Origin of the sequence: Pseudomonas sp. NY15372, assembly GCF_048068215.1 — a bacterium.
GTDB classification, from domain to species: Bacteria; Pseudomonadota; Gammaproteobacteria; order Pseudomonadales; family Pseudomonadaceae; genus Aquipseudomonas; species Aquipseudomonas guariconensis_A.
The window spans coordinates 53,483-76,973 of record NZ_JBLUPY010000020.1 but is presented as its reverse complement, the minus strand read 5'-3'; the positions used below and the strand labels follow the sequence as shown (position 1 = coordinate 76,973).

Annotated in this window: 19 protein-coding genes and 1 pseudogene; 5 read left to right on the top strand and 15 right to left on the bottom strand. The window is 63.3% G+C overall.

The genetic code is table 11. The features are described 5' to 3' along the window. Together ACNFG0_RS15220 and ACNFG0_RS15215 are read left to right on the top strand one after the other, a co-directional pair. Nucleotides 1-991: pseudogene (locus tag ACNFG0_RS15220) on the top strand (hypothetical protein); the annotation flags it as partial. Nucleotides 992-1,180: 189 nt separating this feature from the next. Further along, nucleotides 1,181-1,786, top strand: coding sequence for a DUF6708 domain-containing protein (locus ACNFG0_RS15215; protein ID WP_416765463.1), 606 nt, complete (start codon nt 1,181-1,183; stop codon nt 1,784-1,786). Nucleotides 1,787-2,030: 244 nt separating this feature from the next. On the opposite strand, the gene ACNFG0_RS15210 is transcribed toward ACNFG0_RS15215, so the two are convergent. The 4 genes from ACNFG0_RS15210 to plsB all read right to left on the bottom strand — a co-directional run bounded on the left by ACNFG0_RS15210 (nt 2,031) and on the right by plsB (nt 6,260). Next, nucleotides 2,031-2,720, bottom strand: a complete 690-nt coding sequence (locus ACNFG0_RS15210) for a DUF4197 domain-containing protein (protein WP_196165829.1) — start codon at nt 2,718-2,720, stop codon at nt 2,031-2,033. Nucleotides 2,721-2,750: 30 nt separating this feature from the next. Beyond that, nucleotides 2,751-3,149, bottom strand: a complete 399-nt coding sequence (locus ACNFG0_RS15205) for a YbaY family lipoprotein (protein ID WP_416765462.1) — start codon at nt 3,147-3,149, stop codon at nt 2,751-2,753. 134 nt (nt 3,150-3,283) lie between these two features. Beyond that, nucleotides 3,284-3,694 carry a YbaY family lipoprotein gene (locus tag ACNFG0_RS15200; RefSeq protein WP_196146906.1) on the bottom strand — a complete coding sequence of 137 codons (411 nt, stop codon included), beginning with the start codon at nt 3,692-3,694 and terminating at the stop codon, nt 3,284-3,286. 79 nt (nt 3,695-3,773) lie between these two features. Further along, nucleotides 3,774-6,260, bottom strand: a complete 2,487-nt coding sequence (gene plsB / locus ACNFG0_RS15195; RefSeq protein WP_416765460.1) for a glycerol-3-phosphate 1-O-acyltransferase PlsB — start codon at nt 6,258-6,260, stop codon at nt 3,774-3,776. Nucleotides 6,261-6,490: 230 nt separating this feature from the next. On the opposite strand from plsB, the gene ACNFG0_RS15190 reads away from it, so the two are divergent. Beyond that, nucleotides 6,491-6,700 carry a cold-shock protein gene (locus tag ACNFG0_RS15190; protein WP_084854326.1) on the top strand — a complete coding sequence of 70 codons (210 nt, stop codon included), beginning with the start codon at nt 6,491-6,493 and terminating at the stop codon, nt 6,698-6,700. 79 nt (nt 6,701-6,779) lie between these two features. Here the strand turns inward: ACNFG0_RS15190 and ACNFG0_RS15185 are convergent, their stop codons facing one another. The 4 genes from ACNFG0_RS15185 to ACNFG0_RS15170 form a co-directional block, all read right to left on the bottom strand. Then, nucleotides 6,780-7,157 carry a hypothetical protein gene (locus ACNFG0_RS15185; RefSeq protein ID WP_196146908.1) on the bottom strand — a complete coding sequence of 126 codons (378 nt, stop codon included), beginning with the start codon at nt 7,155-7,157 and terminating at the stop codon, nt 6,780-6,782. 18 nt (nt 7,158-7,175) lie between these two features. Beyond that, entirely contained in the window at nt 7,176-7,988 is an 813-nt protein-coding gene (locus tag ACNFG0_RS15180) for a putative RNA methyltransferase (protein ID WP_196165831.1), read from the bottom strand. Then, nucleotides 7,988-9,139: a succinyl-diaminopimelate desuccinylase gene (gene dapE / locus ACNFG0_RS15175; RefSeq protein ID WP_416765458.1), complete on the bottom strand. Its 1,152-nt coding sequence runs from the start codon at nt 9,137-9,139 to the stop codon at nt 7,988-7,990. The genes ACNFG0_RS15180 and dapE overlap by 1 nt, the downstream gene beginning before the upstream one ends. A 185-nt stretch (nt 9,140-9,324) precedes the next feature. Then, nucleotides 9,325-11,916, bottom strand: a complete 2,592-nt coding sequence (locus tag ACNFG0_RS15170) for a glycosyltransferase (RefSeq protein WP_196144830.1) — start codon at nt 11,914-11,916, stop codon at nt 9,325-9,327. Between the two features lie 229 nt (nt 11,917-12,145). On the opposite strand from ACNFG0_RS15170, the gene tcdA reads away from it, so the two are divergent. Further along, nucleotides 12,146-12,955, top strand: a complete 810-nt coding sequence (tcdA, locus tag ACNFG0_RS15165; protein ID WP_416765456.1) for a tRNA cyclic N6-threonylcarbamoyladenosine(37) synthase TcdA — start codon at nt 12,146-12,148, stop codon at nt 12,953-12,955. A gap of 190 nt (nt 12,956-13,145) precedes the next feature. Here the strand turns inward: tcdA and ACNFG0_RS15160 are convergent, their stop codons facing one another. From ACNFG0_RS15160 to ACNFG0_RS15145, 4 genes are all read right to left on the bottom strand, one after another. Beyond that, nucleotides 13,146-13,556, bottom strand: a complete 411-nt coding sequence (locus ACNFG0_RS15160) for a SufE family protein (protein ID WP_196144832.1) — start codon at nt 13,554-13,556, stop codon at nt 13,146-13,148. Beyond that, on the bottom strand, nt 13,553-14,758 hold the full coding sequence (locus tag ACNFG0_RS15155; protein ID WP_416765454.1) for a cysteine desulfurase: 1,206 nt from the start codon (nt 14,756-14,758) through the stop codon (nt 13,553-13,555). Before ACNFG0_RS15155 ends, ACNFG0_RS15160 begins: the two co-directional genes overlap by 4 nt. A 78-nt stretch (nt 14,759-14,836) precedes the next feature. Then, entirely contained in the window at nt 14,837-15,871 is a 1,035-nt protein-coding gene (gene dapD, locus ACNFG0_RS15150) for a 2,3,4,5-tetrahydropyridine-2,6-dicarboxylate N-succinyltransferase (protein WP_084854346.1), read from the bottom strand. Nucleotides 15,872-15,912: 41 nt separating this feature from the next. After that, nucleotides 15,913-16,260, bottom strand: coding sequence for an ArsC family reductase (locus tag ACNFG0_RS15145; protein WP_196144927.1), 348 nt, complete (start codon nt 16,258-16,260; stop codon nt 15,913-15,915). 353 nt (nt 16,261-16,613) lie between these two features. Between ACNFG0_RS15145 and ACNFG0_RS15140 the strand changes: the two genes are divergently transcribed. Continuing rightward, the gene (locus ACNFG0_RS15140) at nt 16,614-18,260 is read left to right on the top strand and encodes a Na+/H+ antiporter (RefSeq protein ID WP_196144834.1); all 1,647 of its coding nucleotides are present in this window, start codon (nt 16,614-16,616) and stop codon (nt 18,258-18,260) included. A 156-nt stretch (nt 18,261-18,416) separates the two neighbouring features. Here the strand turns inward: ACNFG0_RS15140 and dapC are convergent, their stop codons facing one another. The 3 genes from dapC to map are packed head-to-tail and all read right to left on the bottom strand — an operon-like array spanning nt 18,417 to nt 23,157. Beyond that, complete coding sequence (gene dapC, locus ACNFG0_RS15135) at nt 18,417-19,613, bottom strand: succinyldiaminopimelate transaminase (protein WP_416765452.1); 1,197 nt, start codon at nt 19,611-19,613, stop codon at nt 18,417-18,419. Between the two features lie 22 nt (nt 19,614-19,635). Beyond that, a complete protein-coding gene (locus ACNFG0_RS15130) occupies nt 19,636-22,338 on the bottom strand; it encodes a [protein-PII] uridylyltransferase (protein ID WP_196156001.1) in 2,703 nt (900 codons plus the stop codon). A 36-nt stretch (nt 22,339-22,374) separates the two neighbouring features. After that, nucleotides 22,375-23,157 carry a type I methionyl aminopeptidase gene (gene map, locus ACNFG0_RS15125; protein ID WP_196144837.1) on the bottom strand — a complete coding sequence of 261 codons (783 nt, stop codon included), beginning with the start codon at nt 23,155-23,157 and terminating at the stop codon, nt 22,375-22,377. Between the last annotated feature and the right edge of the window lie 334 nt (nt 23,158-23,491).

Sequence of the window (23,491 nt, the reverse complement as noted above, 5' to 3'; positions counted from 1 at the left end):
ATCGCTGCTCGACACGCCCGGGAGCGGTGAGCCCGAAGCGTTGGCGGCCGTCTGGTCGTCCTCCATCGGGGTGCTGGGTGTCGGCCTTGAGGCTACAGGACGAGCTCTCGAAACGCTGCGGCCGCAAAAGCTCATGGCTGCGCAAAATCCGACTGTTGGGTTTGGGGGGCAGATCGCCAAATTTGGCGGAGGTATTGCGGCGGCAGCTGGGTTGATGGATGCGGTGCAGTACGTTTTCGCTGGCATTCGGGTCAGCGGTCAAGGAGATAACGGTGCCGCAAATGCCTATTGGGTAGCAGGAATAACAGCAGGACTTTCCTCATTTTTTGGAATAGGAGCAATTCTTGCTGGGAACAGCGCGCTACTAGGTCCGCTCGGAATTGCCATCCTGTTTGGACTTTCTGCCTATGCCACCGCCACTCACGCGAAGCAGGGAGTGTCTACATCATTTGAATTATGGGCACGTAAAAGTCGGTGGGGTATTCCACTAGAACATCGAATCTGGCAAAGCGAGACAGAGCAGGACATCGCGACAAGCGCTTTGAATGGAGCCATTCTGGGCATTACTGCTAATGCAGATATATATGTCGATTTTCAAAAACATTCAACCTCGCCTCACTTCACTATCGGCGAAACATATTCGGTCGCCTCGACCAAAAGATTGTCTTGCCACATGACTATACCCAACTTCCATAGCAAGTACTCCCGCTACGAGTGGCAATTAAACACGTACCGCCCCAACACCCCTGAGCCCGAGCATACTTACAGTGGCAACAGTGAAGAATTAAACCAAGAAGAAAACCGAACACTTACCCAAGCTAATGCGGCAGACGCAACGTATACACCTCAACAGACCATAACCATCCAGAATTCAATAATCTTGGACGAGCATGATATGACGCATGCCATTGAGTTGTCCCTCAGCTACTGGCCAGATAAATCAGACCTTTCCCGACTCGCTCAAGTCATCGTAAGAAAAGATAAGCTCTAATCTTCGGATAAATAACACATGATATACAAAAACCCATTACTTGACCCACCTTGCCGCGGATGGACAAAGGACCTCCCCCTCCCAAACGAAGCATCTAACAAAGAACACGTAACCACAGCCCCCGCAATAAACTGGATGGATGAAACCTGCTTAGAACTCCACCGAAAAAATTTCCACCACCGAAACTTAATGCTGACTCTAAGTCTTTTTTCAACACTTCTATTTTTCGCTTCCATAGCCATAGCCATAAACACCCTAATGGACAATAATTATTCATTGCTTAGCATTGAAGCAGCAACTATCATCGGTGCGGCATGGTGCACAGCTTTCTGTTTAAGATTAGCAATTTCACCGCCGTGCGACGAGCCCATAAGGTTTAATTGGGCACGTCAAAAAATATACGCTTATAACTTCAAGTATTGTTGGTGGAAGTCATTCGGACATATGCCAACCGAAGTGGTCTCCTATAGCTGGTCAGATGTTCGTGCCGAGAGCTGGAGAGAACGAGCTAGCTTCCAAGGCGCATCGGTTTTAAAATGGGGCGTCATGCTTTCTATAGTAGAGTCAGGTACCAATAAGGTAATTGACCGCTTTCCTTTGAGCAGCCTGGGGCTGGACGAAGCCGTCTGGACGTATGTTTGTACCTACATGCAAGAAGGTCCGGCGAGCCTGCCATTGCCGAACCCGCCACTGGACCATAACGATGTACTTTGGTGCGATATCGCAAAACGTCTGGTGCCAAAGGTCGAATGGCCAGCGGAGATCGATAGGGAGTCGCGAACCGCGCCCAGTTGAACGGAGAGGGCTATGGCGGTGCGATCATGGTTGGTAATCGACGACCATGCTGACCCCTGTTGTACCTACTGGCACTGTGGGAGCGGCGGTCCGACTTGTCGCGCGATTAGGCCGGACCCGATATCACCTTCGCCTGGCAAGGGCTTCGCCCTTGATCGCGGGACAAGCCCGCTCCCACAGAGGCGTTGTTCTCTGCGCGACAGCGCAGCCCGAGGGGGGGAGCTCCCACAGTGCTCCTGCTAATTCAAAGCGCGCCGAACACCTTCTTAGCCAGGCTGGTAGCCGCCTGGGCTGGATTCTGGCGAATGCTCTGCTCTTGCTTGGCAATCATCTCGAACAGGCCATCCAGCGCTTTCTCGGTCACGTAGTTCTCGATGCTGGCACTCTTGCCGTCGACCACGCCCAACGCGACGGCCTGGCCGGCGAAGTTGTTGTATTGCTGCGCCAGGCCGACCTTGTCGGTGGCCTGCTTGACGATGGGCAGGAACTTGGCGCGGATCTCTTCGCGGCTGCTCTTGTTCAGGTACTGGGTGGCTGAATCCTGGCCGCCTGCAAGGATGTCCTTGGCATCGGTCACGGTCATCTTCTTCACCGCATCCACCAGAATGACCTGGGCTTGCGGCACAGCCGCTTCTGCGGCCTTGTTCATGCTGTCTTCCAGGGCTTCGACTTGCTCACCCTTGCCGAACATCTTCATGGCCTTGGCGGCCTTACCCAAGTTGCCCGGCAATTCGATGCGCACGTCCGGGTTGTTGCTGAAGCCGCCAGGCGTGCTCAGTTGCTTGACGGCGATTTGGGCGCCTTGGGTCAGGGCGTCCTTCAAGCCGCCGCTGGCATCTTTCTGGGAAAGGTCACCCAGCGACAAGGCCAGGGCGCTGGCCGACAGCAGCAGGCCGGCGCAGAGGGTGGTGAAGCGCAGGGAGGTGCGGATCATGGGTATTTCCTTATAGGCAAAGTGGGCGGGTCAGCGCACCGGGTCGACTTTGATGCGCACCGGCTGCGGGTCGCTGCCGTCGAGCTTGACGCCGTGGTGTTCGGTATTGATGAACAGCAGCTTACCGTCCAGTTCGATGCGTGCGCTGATGGCATAGCGGTGGCCAGGCTTGAGCTGGGCGGGGTCGTAGGTCAGGTGGAAGGGCAGCGGGACGTTGCCTTTGACCGGGCCGGCCTGGTTGGCCAGGGTCACTGCCGGGGCGTCCATCAGCGATACATCCTGCAGGCTGACGCTCAAGGTGGCTGCAGGCGGCAGGGCGATGCGCTGCACATAGAAGACTTCGCCATCCAGGCTGGCCTGGTGCGATGGGGTGTTGCTGGAGCAGGCTGCGAGCAGGGATGCGCCACACAGCATGAAGAGCTTTTTCATGGAATCTCCGGTGTCCTTGGGGTCGGCTTTTGGCCGACCCCTGGGACTTTAGCGGATTTTTCCGGAGGATTCAGCGACGCGGCTTGCGCAGTAAGATTTCGGCACACGAACCGCGAGGCCGTGTGCCTGTTGGATTACTTGATGCGGTTGCCACCGTGAATGCCGGCCGCAGGTGGCGCAAGGTTGCCGCCGTGTATGCCATCTATCGCCTTGGCGACCTTGTCGACCGTGACCTGCTGCTTACCGAACACCTTATCCGGGAGTATTGGATGTTCAACCGTGGTGATGTAATGCAACTGGCCAGCTTGCTCGATACGCACCGCCAGTGCATAACGGCGGCGAGGGTCGACCTGGCTGTTGTCGAAGGTCAATTGCAGGTGGACGGGCATCAGGCCACCACAACGCAGGCGCAGTTCGGCAAGGCTGATGGCCGGCACGTCGGCCTTCGAAACGTCAAGCAGACTCAGTTTGACGAGGGCGGACGGTGGAAGCGTGTTGTCGCCAGACGAGACAATCTCGACGTTGATGGTTTTCAGTTGCGTCATGTTGCGCTCCTTGGGAAGGATGTGAGGATGCAGCACGCTGATCGTCATCCTTCCCAAGGGCAGAGGGCAGGCTGAAGGCCTACCCTTGCACGTTATCGGTGGGCTCCTCTCGATGCAGTGCCACCTGACGGATCGACAGTCGCAGCTCTGCCGACAGCACGCGCTTGGCCACGCCTTCGGCCAGCTCGGCGAGCTTGTCGTGGTAGCCCAGCTTGCCTTCGGCGTCGGGCCGCAACACACCCTGGCCGATCAGGGTCTGGATGAAATGGCGGAACAGCGTCTTGTCGAAGAACTCCGGGGCGTTGAGCCCGTGGAGGATCGACAGGCGCTGGGCCATCATCACGCACAGGTCTTCCAGTTCTTCGGCGGTCAGGGTGTTCTGGCCGCTGTTGAGCAACAAGGACGTCGCCATGTAGAAGCGTTGCAGGGTCTGAGTGATGGCGCGGGCCAGCAGGGTCAACAGCACGAACTGCCGCGAGCTAGGGGCCGGGCGCAGGTAGACGCCGTTTTCGAAACGCAGCAGGCCGTGCTCCACCAGCGCGGCCAGCCATTGGTCGATGACATCCTCCAGCTGTTCTGGGGTCCAGCGCAGGAACAATTCGGCCTGCAGGTACGGATACAACGCCTGGACGTATTGGCCAATCAGCTCACGGCTCATGCGCGAGCTGCTCTGGAAGAAGCTGGCCAGCAGCGCCGGCAGCGCGAAGATGTGCAGGACATTGTTGCGGTAATAGGTCATCAGCACGGCGTTGGCTTCATCCAGGTACAGGATGCGCCCCAAGGCGTCCTTTTGCTCGGACAGCAGCCCCATGCCCTTGACGTGCTCGATCAGGGCCTTCCCGTCGCCCTCCGGCAGGGTGGTATGCGCAGAGTAGGGCACCTGGCGCAGCAAGGCCAGGTAGAGGTCCAGCACGCGGGTCAGGGCGCGGTCGTCCAGAGCCAGTCGGCTGGTTGAGAGCAGCGCCAGGGCCACCAGGTTGACCGGGTTGATCGCCGCGGCCTCGTTCAGGTGACGGGCCACGGTTTCGCCCAGGCGTGTGGTGGTCTCATTGAGCCAGGCCGGGCGGAACTGCGGGCCGAGTGCCTGTTCGCGCCAGCCGGGTTGTTGCTGGTCGAGGAAGCCGGCCAGACGGATCGGCTCGCCGAAGTTCACGTAGACCTGACCGAAGCGCTGCTTCAGCGCACCGACCACCTTGAAGATGTCGAAGATCGACTCCTTCTTCTTGCTCGCCCCGCGCAGCTCGCCCAGGTAGGTGCGGCCCTCCAGTACGCGTTCGTAGCCGATGTACACCGGCACGAAGACGATCGGCGTGCGCGAGGAGCGCAGGAAGCTGCGCAAGGTAATGGCCAGCATGCCGGTGCGTGGCTGCAGCATGCGACCGGTGCGCGAACGGCCGCCCTCGACGAAGTACTCGACCGGGAAGCCCTTGGTGAACAAGGTATGCAGGTATTCGTTGAACACCGCCGTGTACAACGGGTTGCCCTTGAACGTGCGGCGCATGAAGAACGCCCCGCCACGGCGCAGCAGGCTGCCGATGACCGGCATGTTGAGGTTGATGCCCGCGGCGATGTGCGGCGGGGTGAGGCCGTTGCGAAACAGCAGGTACGACAGCAGCAGGTAGTCGATGTGGCTGCGGTGGCAGGGCACGTAGATGACTTCGTGACCTGGCGCGATGCCCTGTACCTGTTCGATATGGTTGACCTTGATACCGTCGTAGATCTTGTTCCAGAACCAGCTCAGCACCACCTCGAGGAAGCGGATCGCCGTGTAGGTGTAGTCCGAGGCGATTTCGTTGCCGTAGCGCAGCGCCTGGGCCTCGGCCTTGGCATAGGGGATCTTCTCGCGCTCGGCTTCGTCGCTGATCGCCTGGCGTACCAGCGGGTCGTGGACCAGCCCCTTGACCAGGTTGCGCCGATGGGAGATGTCCGGGCCGATGACCGCGGTCTTCAGGTTGCGAAAGTGCACGCGCATGATGCGCTGGGCCATGCGCACGGTGCGCTCGTGCCCCTTGTTGTGCTGCACCAGCTCGCGCAGGTGGATGGGCGCGGAGAACTGCACGCGGGTCTTGCGGCCCAGGATCATGATCGTCAACAACCGGCGCAGGCGACCGGTGACGGCCCAGCTGTCGGCGAACAGCAGCTTCCACGGGCTGGACTCGCTGGCCGGCGATTGGCCCCAGAACACGCTGACCGGGATGATCTGCGCATCTTCCTCGGCATGCTGGGCGACTGCGGCCACCAGGCGCTCCAGGGTGGGCGGCGCGCCGCGCTTGTCGTGGCGGCCGAGCCAGTCTGGGTCGGGCGTCAGGTAGAAGAACGCCGCCGGTTCCTGCAGCGGGCCCACGGCAACCGGCAGCACTGGGCGCGGCAGCCTGGCCTTGGTGCATTCACGGTCGACCACCGCCAGGTCGGTCAGCGAGGGCGAGGGCAGGGCGTAGAACACCGGCCGGCTGCGGTCGAGCTTGAGGGTCAAGGAGGACTGGTTGATGGTCTCGGAGCGCACCCACAGGTACAACAGGCGACGCAGGGCGCCGAAAATCAGCCGGCGCAGGGGGGAACGGGTCATGGGGTGTGTGCCCTGGGTGAATTTTGGGGGAATATCCAGGCAGTTAGTCTGCCGTATCTGTACAAGTTCGGCAAAATTCGCCAAATCTCGTTCCCGTCATGAAATTTTTTTGTTCGCTGTCATATACTCGGTCCGCAGCTTGCAAGATATTTCAGCGAGCTGCGTCGGCACGGGGAGGTGACCCCGTGCTTGCAAGGCGATCTTCAAAATAAAAATCCGGAGTAGTTCAGATGTCGTCTCGTGAGACTGGGAATGTAAAGTGGTTCAACGATGCCAAGGGTTATGGCTTCATTCAGCGCGAAGGTGGTGCGGACGTGTTCGTTCACTATCGGGCTATCCGCGGTGAGGGGCATCGTACCCTGGTCGAGGGACAGCGGGTTGAATACGCCCTCGTGCAAGGCCAGAAAGGCTTGCAAGCCGAGGACGTGATCGGCCTCTAAGGCCTCTGGCTACACGCGTGAAGCTTCAAGCTGCAAGTTGACCGTGGAACTTGCAGCCTGATGCTTACCCGCCAGCGCTTCAGCTGGTACGCCAGGTGATTTCCTGTTCACCGTCGGCGCTGATGCGGACCCAGCGGTCGGCATCTTCCTCTCCATCCTCCTCGGCCCAGCTACCCGGTGCGCAGCGTACTTCGACGCCGAGCGCGGCATAGGCGGCGCGGGCGCAGGCGATGTCGTCGTCCCACGGCGTCTGGTCGCTTTCCAGGAACAGGCTGTTCCATTTCCCTACAGCCTTGGGTACCCAGGTGACCGGAATGTTACCGGCTGTGCATTTCCAGGTCTGGCCACGTTGCTGCCATTGGCTGCAAGGGCCCAGGGCCTGGCCGAGCCACTCGGCCACCTGCTTGTGGTCGACGTCGGTGTCCTTTAGGTAGATCTCGATATCGGGTTGGCGCATAAAAGGGCTCCGGTGTGCTCAGTCTTGGCGCACGAAATAGTCATAACGCATGGAAACCGTGACCTCGAACGGCTCGGGCTGGTCGATCACCCGCGCGCGCTTCTCGGCGCTGGCGCGCCAGCCATGCGGGGTCATCGCCAGCAGGTCGGCGCGTGCCTGAGCCTCGGCCAGGCTCAGGCGAAACTCCAATACCTCGCCATGGGCGTGGTGCATGCCCTGCGGGACCAGGGCCAGGTGCTTGTCATCGGCATACGGGCGTACTTCATCGTAGAGCACCTCGCGCAGTTCCATCAGGTGGCCGCTGGTCGGCCCGACCCGCATCAGGCCGCCGCCGGGGCCGAGCAGGCGCTTGGCCTCCTGCCAGTCCAGCGGGCTGAACACGCTGGCGATGAACTGGCAGCTGGCGTCGAGCAAGGGCACCCGGGCCATGCTCGCGACCATCCAGGTTACCTGGGGCGCGCGCCGGCAGGCGCGCTTGACCGCCTCGCGGGAGATATCCAGGGCATAGCCATCGGCGGCGGGCAGGGCCTGGGCCAGTTGCGCGGTGTAATAGCCTTCGCCGCAACCGATGTCCAGCCAGGTGCCGGGCTGGCGCTCGGCGGCAAGTTCGGCCAGGCGCCGGGCCACCGGAGCGTAGTGGCCGGCGTCGAGGAAGTCGCGGCGCGCCTGGACCATGGCCTGGTTGTCGCCGGGGTCGCGGCTGTTCTTGTGCTGCACCGGCAACAGGTTCAAGTAGCCCTGGCGGGCCCGGTCGAAGCGGTGCCCGGCGGGGCATACCACGCCGTTGTCGAGGCGGGTCAGGGCGGCCTGGCAAAGAGGGCAGGCGAGCATCAGGCGAGCAACCGTACCAGGGTCTGGTAGTAGATCTCGGTCAGCAGTTCCAGGTCGCTGGCCAGGATGCGCTCGTCGACCTGGTGGATGGTGGCGTTGACCGGGCCAAGCTCCACCACCTGCGTACCCAACGTGGCGATGAAGCGGCCATCGGAAGTACCACCGCTGGTGGACGGTTGGGTGTCGCGGCCGGTGACGGCCTTGATGCCGGCGGACACGGCGTCGAGCAATTCGCCAGGTTCGGTCAGGAACGGCAGGCCGGACAACGCCCAGTCGATGCTCCAGTCCAGCTGGTGCTTGTCGAGGATCGCCGCCACGCGGGCCTGCAGGCCCTCGACCGTGGATTCGGTGGAGAAGCGGAAGTTGAACACCGCGACCAGCTCGCCCGGGACCACGTTGGTCGCGCCGGTGCCGGAGTTGAGGTTGGAAATCTGGAAGCTGGTCGGCGGGAAGAATGCGTTGCCTTCGTCCCAGTGCTCGGCGGCAAGTTCCGCCAGGGCCGGGGCAGCCAGGTGGATGGGGTTGCGCGCCAGGTGCGGGTAGGCCACGTGGCCCTGCTTGCCGCGCACGGTGAGCTTGGCGCCGAGCGAGCCACGGCGGCCATTCTTGACCACATCGCCCAGCAGGGTGGTGCTGGACGGTTCGCCGACGATGCACCAGTCCAGGCGCTCGTTGCGCGCCCGTAGGCGCTCGACCACGGCCTTGGTGCCATGGTGGGCAGGGCCCTCTTCGTCGCTGGTGATCAGGAAGGCCACCTTGCCACGGTGGTTCGGGTAGTCGTGCACGAAGCGCTCGCTGGCCACCACCATGGACGCCAGGCTGCCTTTCATGTCCGCGGCACCGCGGCCACAGAGCATGCCGTCGGCATCGATCAGCGCCTCGAAGGGCTCATGCTGCCAGGCCTGCACCGGGCCCGTGGGCACCACGTCGGTATGGCCGGCGAAGCACAACACCGGGCCGTCCTGGGTGCCGTGGGTCGCCCAGAAGTTGTCGACGTCTTCGATGCGCATCGGCTCCAGTTGGAAGCCGACGGCGCCCAGGCGATTCATCATCTGGGCCTGGCAATCGGCATCGACAGGGGTGACCGAAGGGCGACGGATCAGGTCGCAGGCCAGTTGAAGGGTAGGCGAGAGCTCGGCTGGGGCCGTCATGAAGGACTCCGGGGGCAAGGCGGGCGGGGAAACAGGGGCGTTATCTTATATCAAATGGATCCAGGCGGCACGGCCCAATCGCCGGCAAGCCGGCTCCCACAGGTGCATCGCAGCCCCTGAGACTTGCGCTGTACCTGTGGAAGCCGGCTTGCCGGCGACTGGGCTGCAAAGCAGCCCTGATAGTTTCAAGCCTGCTGCGGCTCGGCCGCTTTTTCCACCGGCTTGGGCAGCGAAGACAGGAACGCCATCACCAACGCCGCCACATAAGGCAGCGACTGCACCAGCAGCATCGCCACCCAGAAGCGCATGTCCGCGCCAGGCAGGCCTTGCACCAGATAAATGCCCAGCGCCGCGCCCCACAGCATGAGCATGATGAACAGTTCCTCCCGGGCTTCGGAAATCGCCACCAGCAAGCCATGGCTGTCGGCATTCTTGGGCGTGCGGAAGAACGGCATGCTGCTGGTGAAGAACCCGTACAGCACCGCCTTGGCGATGGTATGCGACAAGGCCAGCCCCGCCAAGGCGGCGGCGAAGGCGTCCTTGAGGTCCACGCCCACGGCGCGGCGGTACAGGAAGATGATCTTGCCGACCTTGAAGAAGAACAGCGCCAGCGGCGGAATGGCGAAGATCATCAGCGGCGGGTCGACCCGTTGTGGCACGATGATCATCGCGGCCGACCACAGCAGGGCGCCGACGGTGAAGAAGATGTTCATACCATCGGCGATCCAGGGCAGCCAGCCGGCCAGGAAGTGGTAGCGCTGGCCACGGGTCAGCTCGCTGCCCTTGCCGCGCAGCAAGGCGGCGGCGTGGTGCTTGATGATCTGGATGGCGCCGTAGGCCCAGCGGAAGCGCTGCTTCTTGAAGTCGATGAAGGTGTCCGGCATCAGGCCCTTGCCATAGCTGTTGTGCGCGTAGGCGGCCGATAACCCTTTCTCGAACACCCGCAGACCCAGCTCGGCGTCCTCGCAGATGCACCATTCGGCCCAGCCCAGCTCCTGCAGCACCGAGCGGCGGGTCATGGTCATGGTGCCGTGCTGGATGATCGCGTCGCGGTCGTTGCGGGTGACCATGCCGATGTGGAAGAAGCCTTTGTACTCGCTGTAGCACAGCTTCTTGAAGGCGCTCTCATGCTGGTCGCGGTAGTCCTGGGGCGACTGCACCACGGCGATCTTCGGGTCGGCGAAGTGCGGGACCATGTGCTTGAGCCAGTTGCGGTCGACGCAGTAGTCCGAGTCGATCACCGCGATCACTTCGGCGTCTTCGGCCGTGTGCGGGATCAGGTAGTTCAGCGCGCCACCCTTGAAGCCGGCCAGCGGCGCGACGTGGAAGAAGCGGAAGCGTTCGCCCAGCAGTTCGCAGTGGGCCTTGAGCGGTTCCCATACGGCCGGGTCCTTGGTGTTGTTGTCGATCACCAGCACTTCATAGTCCGGGTAGTCGAGGGCAGCCAGGGCGTCGAGGGTCTGTTTCACCATCTCGGGCGGCTCGTTGTAGCAGGGCACGTGGATCGAGACCTTGGGCCGGTAGGCTGTGTCCGCCTGCACCGGCAGGAATTCCCTACGCCGCTTGTGGATCCACACCGCTTCGGCCAGTTCATGGGCCTCGGTCAACAGCACGATGAACACGCCCAGGGCGCCCAGGGCCAGCAGCACGCCCACGGTCACGCTGAACCAGGTGCTGTATTGCTGGCTGTAGTCATAGGCGATCCACACCAGCACCGACCCGCACAGGAAGGTGATGAAGGTGAGGAAGGTTCGGCCACGCTGACGCAAGGCCGAGCCGTCGATCAGCAGCACTGTCAGGGCGATCAGCGCCAGCACCACCGAGGCCACGGCCAGGGCGCGCCATTGCGGAATGGCGACCACGGGGCCTTCGAAATTGAATTTCTGCTGGCGTGCCGCGTTGAACACGCCCCAGTAAGCACCGACGGAACCTTCGTCGCTGGCCTTCCAAGGTTGGTCGTAGGCCTCGATGACGAAATAGTTGTAGCCGCGACGGTTGAGGGTGTTGACCAGCGTGCGCAGGTAGATGGCCTGATCGGCCTGGGTGGCGTCGGCACCGCCGCGCATGCGCCCGTTGCTGGGCCAGCCGACTTCCGAGAGCAGCAGCGGCTTGCGCGGGAACTGCTGTTTGAGTTCGCGGGCGCGGTCGAGGACGAACTGCAGCGAGTCCTTCATCGGCACGAATTCCCAGTACGGCAGGATGTGCGCGGCGATCAGGTCGACATGCTTGGCCAGCTCCGGGTTTTCCTTCCAGATATGCCACTGTTCACTGGTGGTGACCGGGACCTTCACCGCAGCCCGCACCCGATCCAGGTAGTCGATCAGCGCCTCGGGCGTGATCTCCTCGCGGAACAGCGCTTCGTTGCCCACCACGACCCGAACCACGCTGCGCGAGGTATTGGCCAGTTCGATGGCCTTGGCGATTTCACGCTCGTTGCGTTCCAGGTCCGGGCTGATCCAGATGCCCAGGGTGACGCGCAGGCCCAGCTCCTCGGCCAGGCGGGGGATGTCCGCCTGGGTGCCCTCGACCGTATAGATGCGGATGCTATCGGTCAGCTTGCTCATCTGCTCCAGGTCCTGGAGCATTTCTTCATCGCTGGGGTATTGGCCTTTCTGCGGGCTTTGGCCGAGGCGAAATGGCGAATAGGAGAAGCCGGAGATCTGCTCCGGCCAGGCAGGGGCGGACACCGGGCGGTTGATCAGCGCCCAGAAGCCAGTGAACAGCGCGGCGATGGCCAGGACCACCACCAGGTTGAGACCGAATTTGCGTGATGACATAGGTGTTTCAGTTTCCGAAGGGGGAGCGGGGCGGGCCTTGCCAGGGCAAGCAATGATTGGATTGCCCGCGCACGATGAAGTTCTGAAGCCGCTCGGCTATCGCCCAGGACGCTTTGCTTGATGGGGTATTAAAGCAGGGTTTGTAGGGTCTTTACTAACAAGGGCGGTATGGCGGCCCCAGGGCCGGCCTGTTGGCATATAATGCGCGCCGTTTTTTCAGGGGGTGAGCATGAGCACAGAAGATCCACGCTTCGCCGGCGTTGCCCGGCTGTATGGTGAGCAGGGCCTGGAGCGCCTGCGCCAGGCCCATGTGGCGATCGTCGGCATCGGCGGCGTCGGTTCCTGGGCGGCCGAGGCCATGGCCCGCAGCGGCGTGGGCGAAATCACCCTGTTCGACCTCGACGATGTGTGCGTGAGCAATACCAACCGCCAGGCCCATGCCCTGGAGGGCCAGGTGGGGCGGCCGAAGGTCGAGGTGATGGCCGAGCGCCTGCGGGCGATCAACCCAGCGTGCTCCGTGCATGCGGTGGCCGATTTCGTCACCCGCGACACCATGGTCGAGTACATCACCGAGCAGCTCGACTGCGTCATCGATTGCATCGACAGCGTCATGGCCAAGGCTGCCCTGATCGCCTGGTGCCGCCGGCGCAAGATCGCCATCGTCACCACCGGTGGCGCCGGCGGGCAGATCGACCCGACCCAGGTGCAGGTCGGCGACCTCAACAAGACCTTCAACGATCCGCTGGCTTCGCGGGTGCGTTCGACCCTGCGGCGCGACTACAACTTCTCGCGCAATGTGTCGCGCAATTATGGCGTGCCCTGCGTGTTTTCCAGCGAACAGCTGCGTTATCCCAAGGGCGATGGCAGCGTCTGCCTGCAGAAGAGCTTCGTGGGCGAGGGCGTGCGCCTGGACTGCTCCGGTGGCTTTGGCGCGGTGATGATGGTGACCGCGACCTTCGGCATGGTCGCGGCCAGCAAGGCGGTGGAGAAACTGGTGGCAGGGGCGCGGCGGCCTTCGGAGCGGGTCAGGCCAGAGTAAGCGGCCTGCTCGCGCCTGTAGGAGCGGCCTTGTGCCGCGAAAGGGACGCGCAGCGGCTACTAATGCCTGTCAGTTAGGCAATTGGGGCCGCTACGCGCCCCATCGCGGCACAAGGCCGCTCCTACAGGGTTACCCCGCCCTTCGAGTGCGCTGTCGTGCAAAGAACAGGGCACCTCTGTGGGAGCGTTCGTCAGTGGTTGGAGGCCAGTTCCGCCATCCGTTGCAACACCGCATGCAAGCCATTGCTGCGCGACGGCGATAACTGCCGCTCCAGCCCCAGCTGGGTGAACCAGCCGCGCAGGTCCACCAGGGCCAGTTCCGCGCTCGGCAACCCTTGCACCCGCACCAACAGCAGGGCCAGCAGTCCACGCAACAGGCGGGCATCGCTGCTGGCCTTGAAATGCCACTGCCCCTGGTCGTTCTCGGCCACCAGCCATACCAGGCTTTCGCAGCCATGCACGCGGTTGGCTTCGCACTTCTGCGCGTCGGCCAATGGCTCCAGTCGATCGCCCCACTGCATCAGCAGTCGCGCCCGCTGCTCCCAGCCTCGCGCCTGCTCGAAGCTCTCCAGCGCCTGGCTGGCTTCTGCCGTCAGGCTCATCGCAACAGCTCCAGGCCTTGGTCGAGGGCATCGAAAAAGCGCGCCAGGTCGTCGCTGTCGTTGTACAAGGCCAACGAGACCCGAATCGCGCCTTCGAGCCCCAAGCCCCTGAGCAGCGGCATGGCGCAGTGATGCCCTGCACGCACGGCGATGCCTTGCTCGGTCAGCACGTGGGCAAGATCGGCGTTGTGCACGCCTTCCACCACGAAGCTGGCCAGGGCCGCTTGCGGCGTACCAAGAATGCGGATGCCGTCGCGGTCGGCAAGGCCACGCAGCAGATGCTGGTGCAGGCTGGCTTCATGATTGGCGACAGCGGTGGTGTCAAGGCTGGCGAGGTAGCCAAGGGTCGCGCCCAGGCCGATGACTCCGGCGATCGGTGGCGTGCCGGCTTCGAAGCCCAGCGGTGCGGGGCGATAGCTGGCGCTATGGTAGTCGGCCAGTTGCACCATCTCGCCACCGAACTGCCAGTGGCGCAGTTGCTCCAATGCGCCCGGGCGGCCATACAGCACGCCGACGCCCTCGGGGCCGTACAGCTTGTGGCTGGAGAACACGTAGAAATCGCAGCCCAGCTGTTGCATGTCGTGGCGACCATGGACGATGCCCTGGGCACCGTCGACCACGGTCAGTGCGCCCTGGGCCTGGGCATGGGCGAGCAACGCTGGCAGTGGTTGCCAGGTGCCCAGCACATTGGACAGCTGGCTTACCGCCAGCAACCGTGTACGGGGGCCAATCAACTGCAAGGCTTGGTTCAGGTCGATGTGGCCGTGTTCATCCAGCGGCAACACCACCAGGCGCAGGTTGCGGCGACGGGCCAGTTCCTGCCATGGCAACAGATTGGCATGGTGCTCCAGGGCGCTGATGGCGATTTCATCGCCGGCCTCGAAGCGGTATTCCAGACCATAGGCCAGCAGGTTCAATGCCGACGTGGCGCCATGGGTGAAGACGACCTGGCGCGCGTCGCCGGCGTTGAGCCAGGCGGCGACCTTGTCACGGCAGGTTTCGAAGGCCTGGGTGGCCATGGCGCCGGGCAGGTGCTGGGCGCGATGTACATTGGCTGCGCCGTGGCGGTAGTAATGGCTCAGGGCGTCGAGCAGGGCCTGGGGCTTCTGGGTGGTGGCGGCGCTGTCCAGGTAGGTCTGGTGCTGCCGTTGCAGGGCGGCGATCGCGGGAAAATCGGCACGCCAGGGGGAGGGCTGGAACATGATCACGGGACCTGAAATGAAAATCGGGCCTGGTGCTAGGCCAGACCCGATCTTATCACTTCGAACCTGTCATGGTTCTCAGTTGTGGGCGTGCAGTGCCTCGTTCAGCTCGATGGCCGACTTGTGGGTCTTGCACTCCACCGCGCCGTTCAGCGAGTTGCGGCGGAACAGCAGGTCGGTCTGGCCGGCCAGGTCACGGGCCTTGACTACCTTGACCAGCTGGTTGTTCTCGTCCAGCAGGTTCACCTTGGTGCCGGCCGTGATGTACAGGCCCGCTTCCACGGTGTTGCGATCGCCCAGCGGGATGCCGATACCGGCGTTGGCGCCGATCAGGCAGCCTTCGCCGACCTTGATGACGATGTTGCCGCCGCCGGACAAGGTGCCCATGGTCGAGCAGCCGCCGCCCAGGTCCGAACCCTTGCCGACGAACACGCCTGCCGACACACGGCCTTCGATCATGCCTGGGCCTTCGGTGCCGGCGTTAAAGTTGACGAAGCCTTCGTGCATGATGGTGGTGCCTTCGCCGATGTAGGCGCCCAGGCGCACACGGGCGGTGTCGGCGATACGCACGCCGGCCGGGACCACGTAGTCGGTCATCTTCGGGAACTTGTCCACCGAGAACACTTCCAGCAGCTCGCCCTTCAGGCGTGCTTCGAGCTGCAGCTCAGCCAGCTCGCTCAGGTCCACCGCGCCTTGGTTGGTCCAGGCGACGTTCGGCAGCAGCGGGAAGATACCTGCCAGGCTCACGCCGTGCGGCTTGACCAGGCGGTGGGACAGCAGGTGCAGCTTCAGGTAGGCCTCCGGGGTGGAGGTCAGGGCGCCGTCTTCGGCCAGCAAGGTGGCGACCAGCGGCTTGTGGCTTTCGGCCAGGCGGGTCAGCAGCGCGGCCTGGCCAGCGTCCACGGCCTTGAGCGCTTCGGCCAGTTGGGCTGCCTGGGCATTGCTGAAGGCGATGGCCTGGTTGCCCCCTTCGTAACCGAGGATCGGGGCGATGGCAGCGACCAGCTCGGCGCTCGGGGCGACCAGCGGCTGTGCGTAGAAGACTTCCAGCCAGGCGCCCTGGCGGTTCTGGGTGCCGACGCCGAAGGCCAGGCTGAACAGGGTAGTGGACATGCGATTACCTCATGCGAATAAGGGGTTGAAGCGAAGGCGGTTCAGGCCAGTGCCGCGGCGTACAGGTCGGGCTTGAAGCCGACCAGGGTGCGACTGCCAAGGTCGAGTACCGGGCGCTTGATCATCGACGGCTGGGCCAGCATCAGCTCGACGGCCTTGGCCTGGTCGAGGTCGGCCTTGCTGGCGTCGTCCAGCTTGCGGAAGGTGGTGCCGGCGCGATTGAGGACCACTTCCCAGCCGTGCTCGTCACACCAGCGGTTGAGGCTGTCGCGGTCGATGCCTTGGGTTTTGTAGTCGTGGAATTCGTAGGCAATGGCCTGGTCTTCGAGCCAGGTACGTGCCTTTTTCATGGTGTCGCAGGCTTTGATGCCGTAGAGCGTGTAGGTCATCGTGTGCATTGGGGTTCGAAGGCCGCCCCAATTTCTCCGTTTTCGATTGTCAGTCGCGGGATTATGCGGGAACCAACCCTGGAGCGCCACGGGTGTACACGGGCTTGAGGTTTTCGGTGCAGGGTAGATCGCGCGGCGCTTGGGCGGCATCGCGGCGGCACGCGGTGTTCGTCTTGGCGCAACCTCGAAACCAGGCACCCTGTCTCCTAACGTATCATCATGTTACATATTCACTCTTCCCCTGCGACTATCGTGCAGCGGCCTCGTTTCCCTATCCGCCGCTAACATAGTGTTTCAATGGCGAGGATTCGCCCCGTTGTCGCTTTATTCGGATTACACAGGAAGCTTTGCCGATGCAGTCAGCCTATACCGTCCTCATCCTGCTGACGCTGGTAAGCGTGTCGAAACTGGTCGGGCGGGTGGTGCCGCTGCCGTTGCCGCTGGTACAGATCGCCGCCGGCGCGCTGCTGGCCTGGCCGACCCTGGGCTTGCATGTGGCGCTGGACCCGGAGCTGTTTCTGTTCTTGTTCCTGCCCCCGCTGCTGTTCGCCGATGGTTGGCGTATGCCCAAGCGCGAGCTGTGGCGCCTGCGCGGGCCGGTGGTGGCGCTGGCGGTGGGGTTGGTGCTGTTCACTGTGGTGGGCGCGGGTTACTTCATCCACTGGATCCTGCCGAGCATCCCCTTGCCGGTCGCCTTCGCCCTGGCGGCTGTGCTGTCGCCCACCGACGCCGTGGCGGTGTCGGCCATCACCCAGGATCGCCTGCCCACCCCTTTGATGCACATGCTTCAGGGCGAGGCGCTGATGAACGATGCTTCGGGCCTGGTGACGTTCAAGTTCGCGTTGGCCGCAGCGATCACCGGGGTGTTCTCGCTGACCGAAGCCAGCTTCACCTTCCTCATCGTCGCCCTCGGTGGCCTGGCGGTCGGCGTGGCCCTGAGCTGGCTGATCGGTCGCCTGCGGGCCTGGATGATCGCCCGTGGCTGGGACGATCCGGCCACCCATGTGGTGTTCATGTTGCTGCTGCCGTTCGCCGCCTATGTGCTGGCCGAACGCCTGGGTGTCTCCGGCATTCTTTCGGCGGTGGCGGCCGGCATGATGCAGAGCTGGCTCGACCTGCTGCCGCGCCAGACCAGCACGCGCCTGCTCAACCGCAGCGTCTGGTCGTTGCTGGAGTTCGCCTTCAATGGCCTGATCTTCCTGCTGCTGGGCCTGCAATTGCCGGACATCATCAAGGCTGTGGTCAGCGATGAAATGGCGGTTTGGCCGTCGCTGGCCTGGCGCTGCCTGGATGTGCTGGCGATCTTCGTGGCGCTGGTAGCGCTGCGCTTCGTCTGGGTGCAGAGCATCTGGCGCGCGATCGGCGTGGTGCGTCGCTGGCGCGGCAAGCCGGAGCTGGTGCTGGTGCCCACCACCCGGTCCTGCCTGTTGCTGACACTCGGTGGCGTGCGTGGAGCGGTGACCCTGGCGGGCGTGATGTCGGTGCCGCTGCTGATGGGCGCGGGCAAGGCCTTCCCGGAGCGTGACTTGCTGATCTTCATTGCCGCCGGTGTGATCCTGTTGTCCTTGATCAGTGCCTGCATCGCCTTGCCCCTGTTGCTGCGCGGCGTGACCAAGAGCCCGGACGAGCGCTTGCGCCAGGAGGTGCAGGATGCCTGGCGACGTACAGCCGAGGCGGCGATCCATGCCTTGGAGGCCGAGGAAGTGGTCGATGCCAATGCCCCTCAGGATGCAGCCCAGGCAACCCTGGCGGTGGAGCTCAAGGCGCGTTTGATGGCCGAATACCGCGATGAGCTGAACAGTTACAACGACACCGCCGAAGCTCGGGCCCTGGCCGAGCAAATGGACTTGCTGGAGCGGCGGCTACGGGTGCGTGCGTTGCGGGCGCAGCGGTTGGAGCTGTACGAGTTGCACCGCAAGCATCTGGTGGGGGATGAAGTGGTGCGCCAGGTGCTGGGGGAACTGGACATGAGCGAGGCGAACCTGGGGCAGGTCAGGTAGCGCTGCGGGTAAACCCGGTGGGGCTTGTCCCGCGATCAAGGGCGACGGTGATATCGGGTCTGGCCCAATCGCGGGCAAGCCCGCTCCTACAGAATCTTGCAAAATCAAATGGAGCGGTTTTTCCGGGAAGTGGGGCGCAAAGCGCCCCAAGGCCAATCAACGGTTCTGCAGGAACTCGCGAATCCGCTCCGCCGCCTCGATGCACTCGGCCAGCGGCGCGACCAGCGCCATGCGCACCCGGCCCGCGCCTGGGTTCACGCCATCGACTTCACGCGACAGGTACGAACCTGGTACCACGGTCACATGCTGGGCTTCGAACAGGTCGCGGGTGAAATCGGCATCGCAGCCCGGCACTTTGGCCCATAGGTAGAAGCTGCCATCCGGGCGCTGCACGTCCATCACCGGCTGGAGAATCGCCAGCACCGCGTCGTACTTGGCCCGGTACTGGTCGCGGTTTTCGCGGACATGGGCCTCGTCCTGCCAGGCCGCGATGCTGGCCAGCTGGGTTTGCACCGGCATAGCACAGCCGTGGTAGGTGCGGTAAAGCAGGAACGGCTTGATGATCGAGGCATCGCCGGCGACGAAGCCCGAGCGTAGGCCCGGCAGGTTGGAGCGTTTGGACAGGCTGTGGAACACCACGCAACGCTTGAAGTCACTGCAGCCAAGCTCGGCACAGGCGCTCAGCAGGCCAGGTGGTGGCGCATCTTCATCGAAGTACAGCTCGCTGTAGCACTCGTCGGCGGCGATCACGAAATCATGCTCGTCGGCCAGGGCGATCAGCTTCTTCAGGGTGTCCATCGGCACCAGGGCGCCAGTCGGGTTGCCTGGCGAGCAGAGGAACAGGATCTGGCAACGCTGCCATACCTCGGCCGGTACGGCGTCGAAATCGGGGTTGAAGCCATTGCTTTCCAGGCATGGCAGGTAATGCGGGGTGGCGCCGGCGAGCAGGGCCGCGCCTTCGTAGATCTGGTAGAACGGGTTGGGGCTGACCACCAGGCCGTCGTCGGCGCGGTTGATCACAGCCTGGGTGAAGGCGAACAGCGCCTCGCGGGTGCCGTTGACCGGGAGGATGTGGCGGTCGGCATCGAGCCAGCCGGCCGGTACGCCGAAGCGGCGCTCGCACCATTGGCCGATGGCCTGGCGCAAGGCGGGCAGGCCGATGGTGCTCGGGTACACCGCTAGCTTGTCGAGATTGTCGGCCATGGCCTTGGCGACGAACGCCGGCGATTCATGCTTCGGCTCGCCGATCGACAGGGCGATGGCGCGTTTGTCCGCCGCAGGCTTCACGCTGCCCAGCAGGGCACGGAGTTTCTCGAACGGGTAGGGCTGAAGCTGGGTCAGGGCATGGTTCATCGGCGCAAGGTCTCGTCAATCGTTAGAAGGTCACGCGGGGAGTGCTGGTGTCGCTGGCCTGGCCGGCCTGCAGCTGCTTGATGATCGCCTCCTGCAAGCGCAGGCACAGTTGCGGGTCCGACAGCGGTTGGTTGTCGGCGTCAGTGATGAAGAATACGTCTTCCACCCGTTCGCCTAGGGTGGCGATCTTGGCGTTCTGCAGCGACAGGTCGAACTCCAGGAAGATGCGCCCGATCCGTGCCAGCAGGCCGGGGCGGTCGGGGGCGGTGATCTCCAGAATGGTCACCGGTCGCTGGGCATCGTTGTGGATGGTCACCTGCGGGGCGAAGGTGAAGTGCTTGAGCTGGCGCGGCACCCGACGCTGGATGATGGTGGGGTAGTCCTCGGGGGTGCGCAGGGCCTCGGTCAGGCCGTCGCGGATCTGCTTGACCCGCTGCGGGTTGTCACCGATCGAGCCGCCGTCGTTGTCCAGGACGATATAGGTGTCGAGGGTGAACTGGCTGCTGGAGGTGATGATCCGCGCGTCATGGATGTTCAGGTTGAGCTGGGACATCGCGGCCACGGTCACGGCGAAGAAGTCGTGCTGGTCGGGGGCGTAGATGAAGATCTGCGTGCCGCCCTCGAACTCGCGCTGAGTGGTTTCCTTGATCAGCACCAACGGGCCGCCATCGGCCGGCTGCTGGAGGATCGCGTCGCTGTGCCAGGCAACGTCGGCGGCGGTGTGCTTGAGGAAGTAATCGTCGCCCAGTTGGGCCCACAGCTGCTCCACGTCGTCCGGGTCGGTGCCTTCGCGCACCAGGATGTCCAGCGCCGCGGTCTGCGTCTGGCGGATCTGCTCCTCGCGGTCCAGCGGGTTCTCGAGGCCCCGGCGCAGGGCGCGCTTGGTCTCGGTATAGAGCTGGCGCAGCAGGCTGGCGCGCCAGGAGTTCCACAGGCTGGGGTTGGTGGCGTTGATGTCGGCCACGGTCAGCACGTAGAGGTAGTCCAGGCGGGTTTCGTCGCCCACGTGAAGGGCGAAGTCGTTGATCACCTGCGGGTCGGAAAGATCCTTGCGCTGGGCGGTGGTGGACATCACCAGGTGGTTCTGCACCAACCAGACGATCAGCCGGCTGTCCCATGCCGGCAGTTGGTGGCGTTCGCAGAAGGCCTGCGCATCCACCGCGCCCAGCTCGGAGTGGTCGCCCTGGCGGCCCTTGCCGATGTCATGGTAGAGGCCGGCCAGGTAGATCAGCTCGGGTTTGGGCAGGCGCCCCATGAGCTTGCTGGCGAGCGGGAATTTCTCCGAGACCGGCGTGTACTGCAGCTTGCGCAGGTGCTTGATCAGGTTGAGGGTATGGGCATCGACCGTATAGATGTGGAACAGGTCGTGCTGCATCTGCCCAACGATCAGGCCGAACTCCGGCAGGTAGCGCCCGAGGATGCCGTAGCGGTTCATCCGCCGCAGGTTGCGGTGAATGCCGATCTCGCATTTGAACAGTTCGATGAACAGGCTGGTATTGCGGATATCGTTGCGGAACTTGTCGTTGATCAGGTGGCGGTGTTCGCGCAACTGGCGCACGGTGTCGGCCCGCACGCCCTTGATCTCCGGGTGCTGGGCCATCAGCACGAAGATTTCCAGCATGGCGAACGGGGTGCGCTTGAACACGGCCGGGTTGGCCGCCTCGATATAGCCGTCATGCAGCCGGAAGCGCGCATTCAGCGGCTGGGTGGTGCTGCTGTCGTCGTCGGCGAGGATCACCTCTTCGAAATGCTGGATGATCAGGTCGCACAGCTGGCTGATGCTCATCACCACCCGGTAGTACTGGGTCATGAACTGTTCGATGGCGCGCTTGGGGTTCTCGTCGCTGTAGCCGAGCAATGCGGCGATGCTGCGCTGGTGGTCGAACAGCAGACGGTCCTCGGCACGCCCGGCAAGCATGTGCAGGGCATAGCGCACCCGCCACAGGAAGGCCTGGGAGGAGGCCAGTAGCTCGTTCTCGCTCTCCAGCAGGAAGCCTTCGTCGGCCAGGGCATGGAGGTTCAGGGTGCCGTACTGGCGACGAGCCACCCAGAGCACGGTCTGGATGTCGCGCAGGCCGCCCGGGGAGCCTTTGACGTTGGGCTCGAGGTTGTACTCGGTGTCGTTGTACTTGTGGTGGCGGGCCTTGAGTTCGGCGCGCTTGGCCAGGAAGAACTCCTTGCTCGGCCACATATGTTCGGTGCTGGTGACCTCCAGCATACGCTGGCGCAAGGCTTCGGGGCCAGCGATGGTGCGGCTTTCCATCAGGTTGGTGATCACCGTCAGGTCGGCCTTGGCCTGTTCGGCGCACTCTTCGACGGTGCGAACGCTCTGGCCCACTTCCAGGCCGATGTCCCACAGCAAGGTAAGGAAGCGTTCGATGGCGTCGCGGTACTGCTCGTGTTCGGCGCTGTCGAGCAGGATCAGCAGGTCGATGTCCGACCAGGGGTGCAGCTCGCCACGGCCATAGCCGCCGACGGCGACCAGGGCGATGCCGGCCTGGTCGCGCCAGTCGAATTGGTTCCAGGCCTGTTGCAGAATGTTGTCGACGAACCAGGCGCGGTCCTCGATGAGCGGGCGGATCTCGCCGCCTTCGCGAAAGCGCCGGTCGAGCACCGCGCCGGCCTGGCGGATGGCTTTCTTGAAGGCAGCGATGGGGCTTGCCTTGAGCGCCAGTTCCGCCTGGAACTGGCCACGGTCGAACAGCTCGGGATCCACCTGGGGCATCGAGTCGCGTTCCTGTATTGTTGGCCCTGGGACGGGTCAGGCCGAGGTGCGCGGCAGGGTGTCGTCCTTGCGCAGGGTGAAGATCTCGTAGCCGGTGGCGGTCACCAGGATTGTGTGCTCCCACTGGGCGGAAAGCTTGCGGTCCTTGGTGATGGCGGTCCAGCCGTCGCCCAGCACCTTGGTGTCGGCCTTGCCCTGGTTGATCATCGGTTCGATGGTGAAGGTCATGCCTTCCTTGAGTTCCATGCCGGTGCCGGCGCGGCCGTAGTGCAGTACCTGCGGCTCTTCATGGAACACCTTGCCGATGCCATGGCCACAGAATTCGCGCACCACCGAGAAGCCGTTCTTCTCGGCGTGCTTCTGGATCACCTCGCCGATATCGCCCAGGCGGCAGCCAGGCTTGACCAGTTCGATGGCCTTGTACATGCATTCCTGGGTGACCTTGGACAGGCGCTCGGCCCAAGGCGCGACGGTGCCGACGTGGAACATGCGGCTGGTATCGCCGTGATAGCCGTCCTTGATCACGGTGACGTCGATGTTGATGGTGTCGCCATCCTTGAGTGGCTTCTCGTTAGGGATGCCGTGGCAGACCACATGGTTGATCGAGGTGCAGATCGACTTGGGGAAGCCTTTGTAGTTGAGCGGCGCCGGGATGGCCTGCTGGACGTTGACGATATAGTCGTGGCAGAGGCGGTCGAGCTCCTCGGTGGTGACACCGGGCTTGACGTGTTCTTCGATCATCTCGAGGACTTCGGCGGCCAGGCGGCCGGCGATGCGCATCTTCTCGATGTCTTCTGCGGTCTTGATGGTGACGGTCATACAGGCTCTCTACGGCGCCCCGAGGGCGCGAACAAACGGGAAAGGCCGGATTCTAGCAGAGCGGGGCGTCAATCTGTGGGGATAAAGGCGCAGGTTCTGCTGTCTAGTCAGTAGGCAATTCTGGCGCGATTGCCTGCAGGCTGCAAAAATCGCTGACGGACGAGGCATCCCCCGGGTTCCGTTCGCCCGTGGTCTGTGGTATAAAATGCGCCGCTTTCGGGGGAGGTCCCCGGAAGCCTTAACCCACACACGTGTCGACACGATGACCTGGGTGCCCCAAGCTCGCGAGCCTGTGGGTTGGTCATTGGGATACGTGGAGGCCCAACCCGACTTA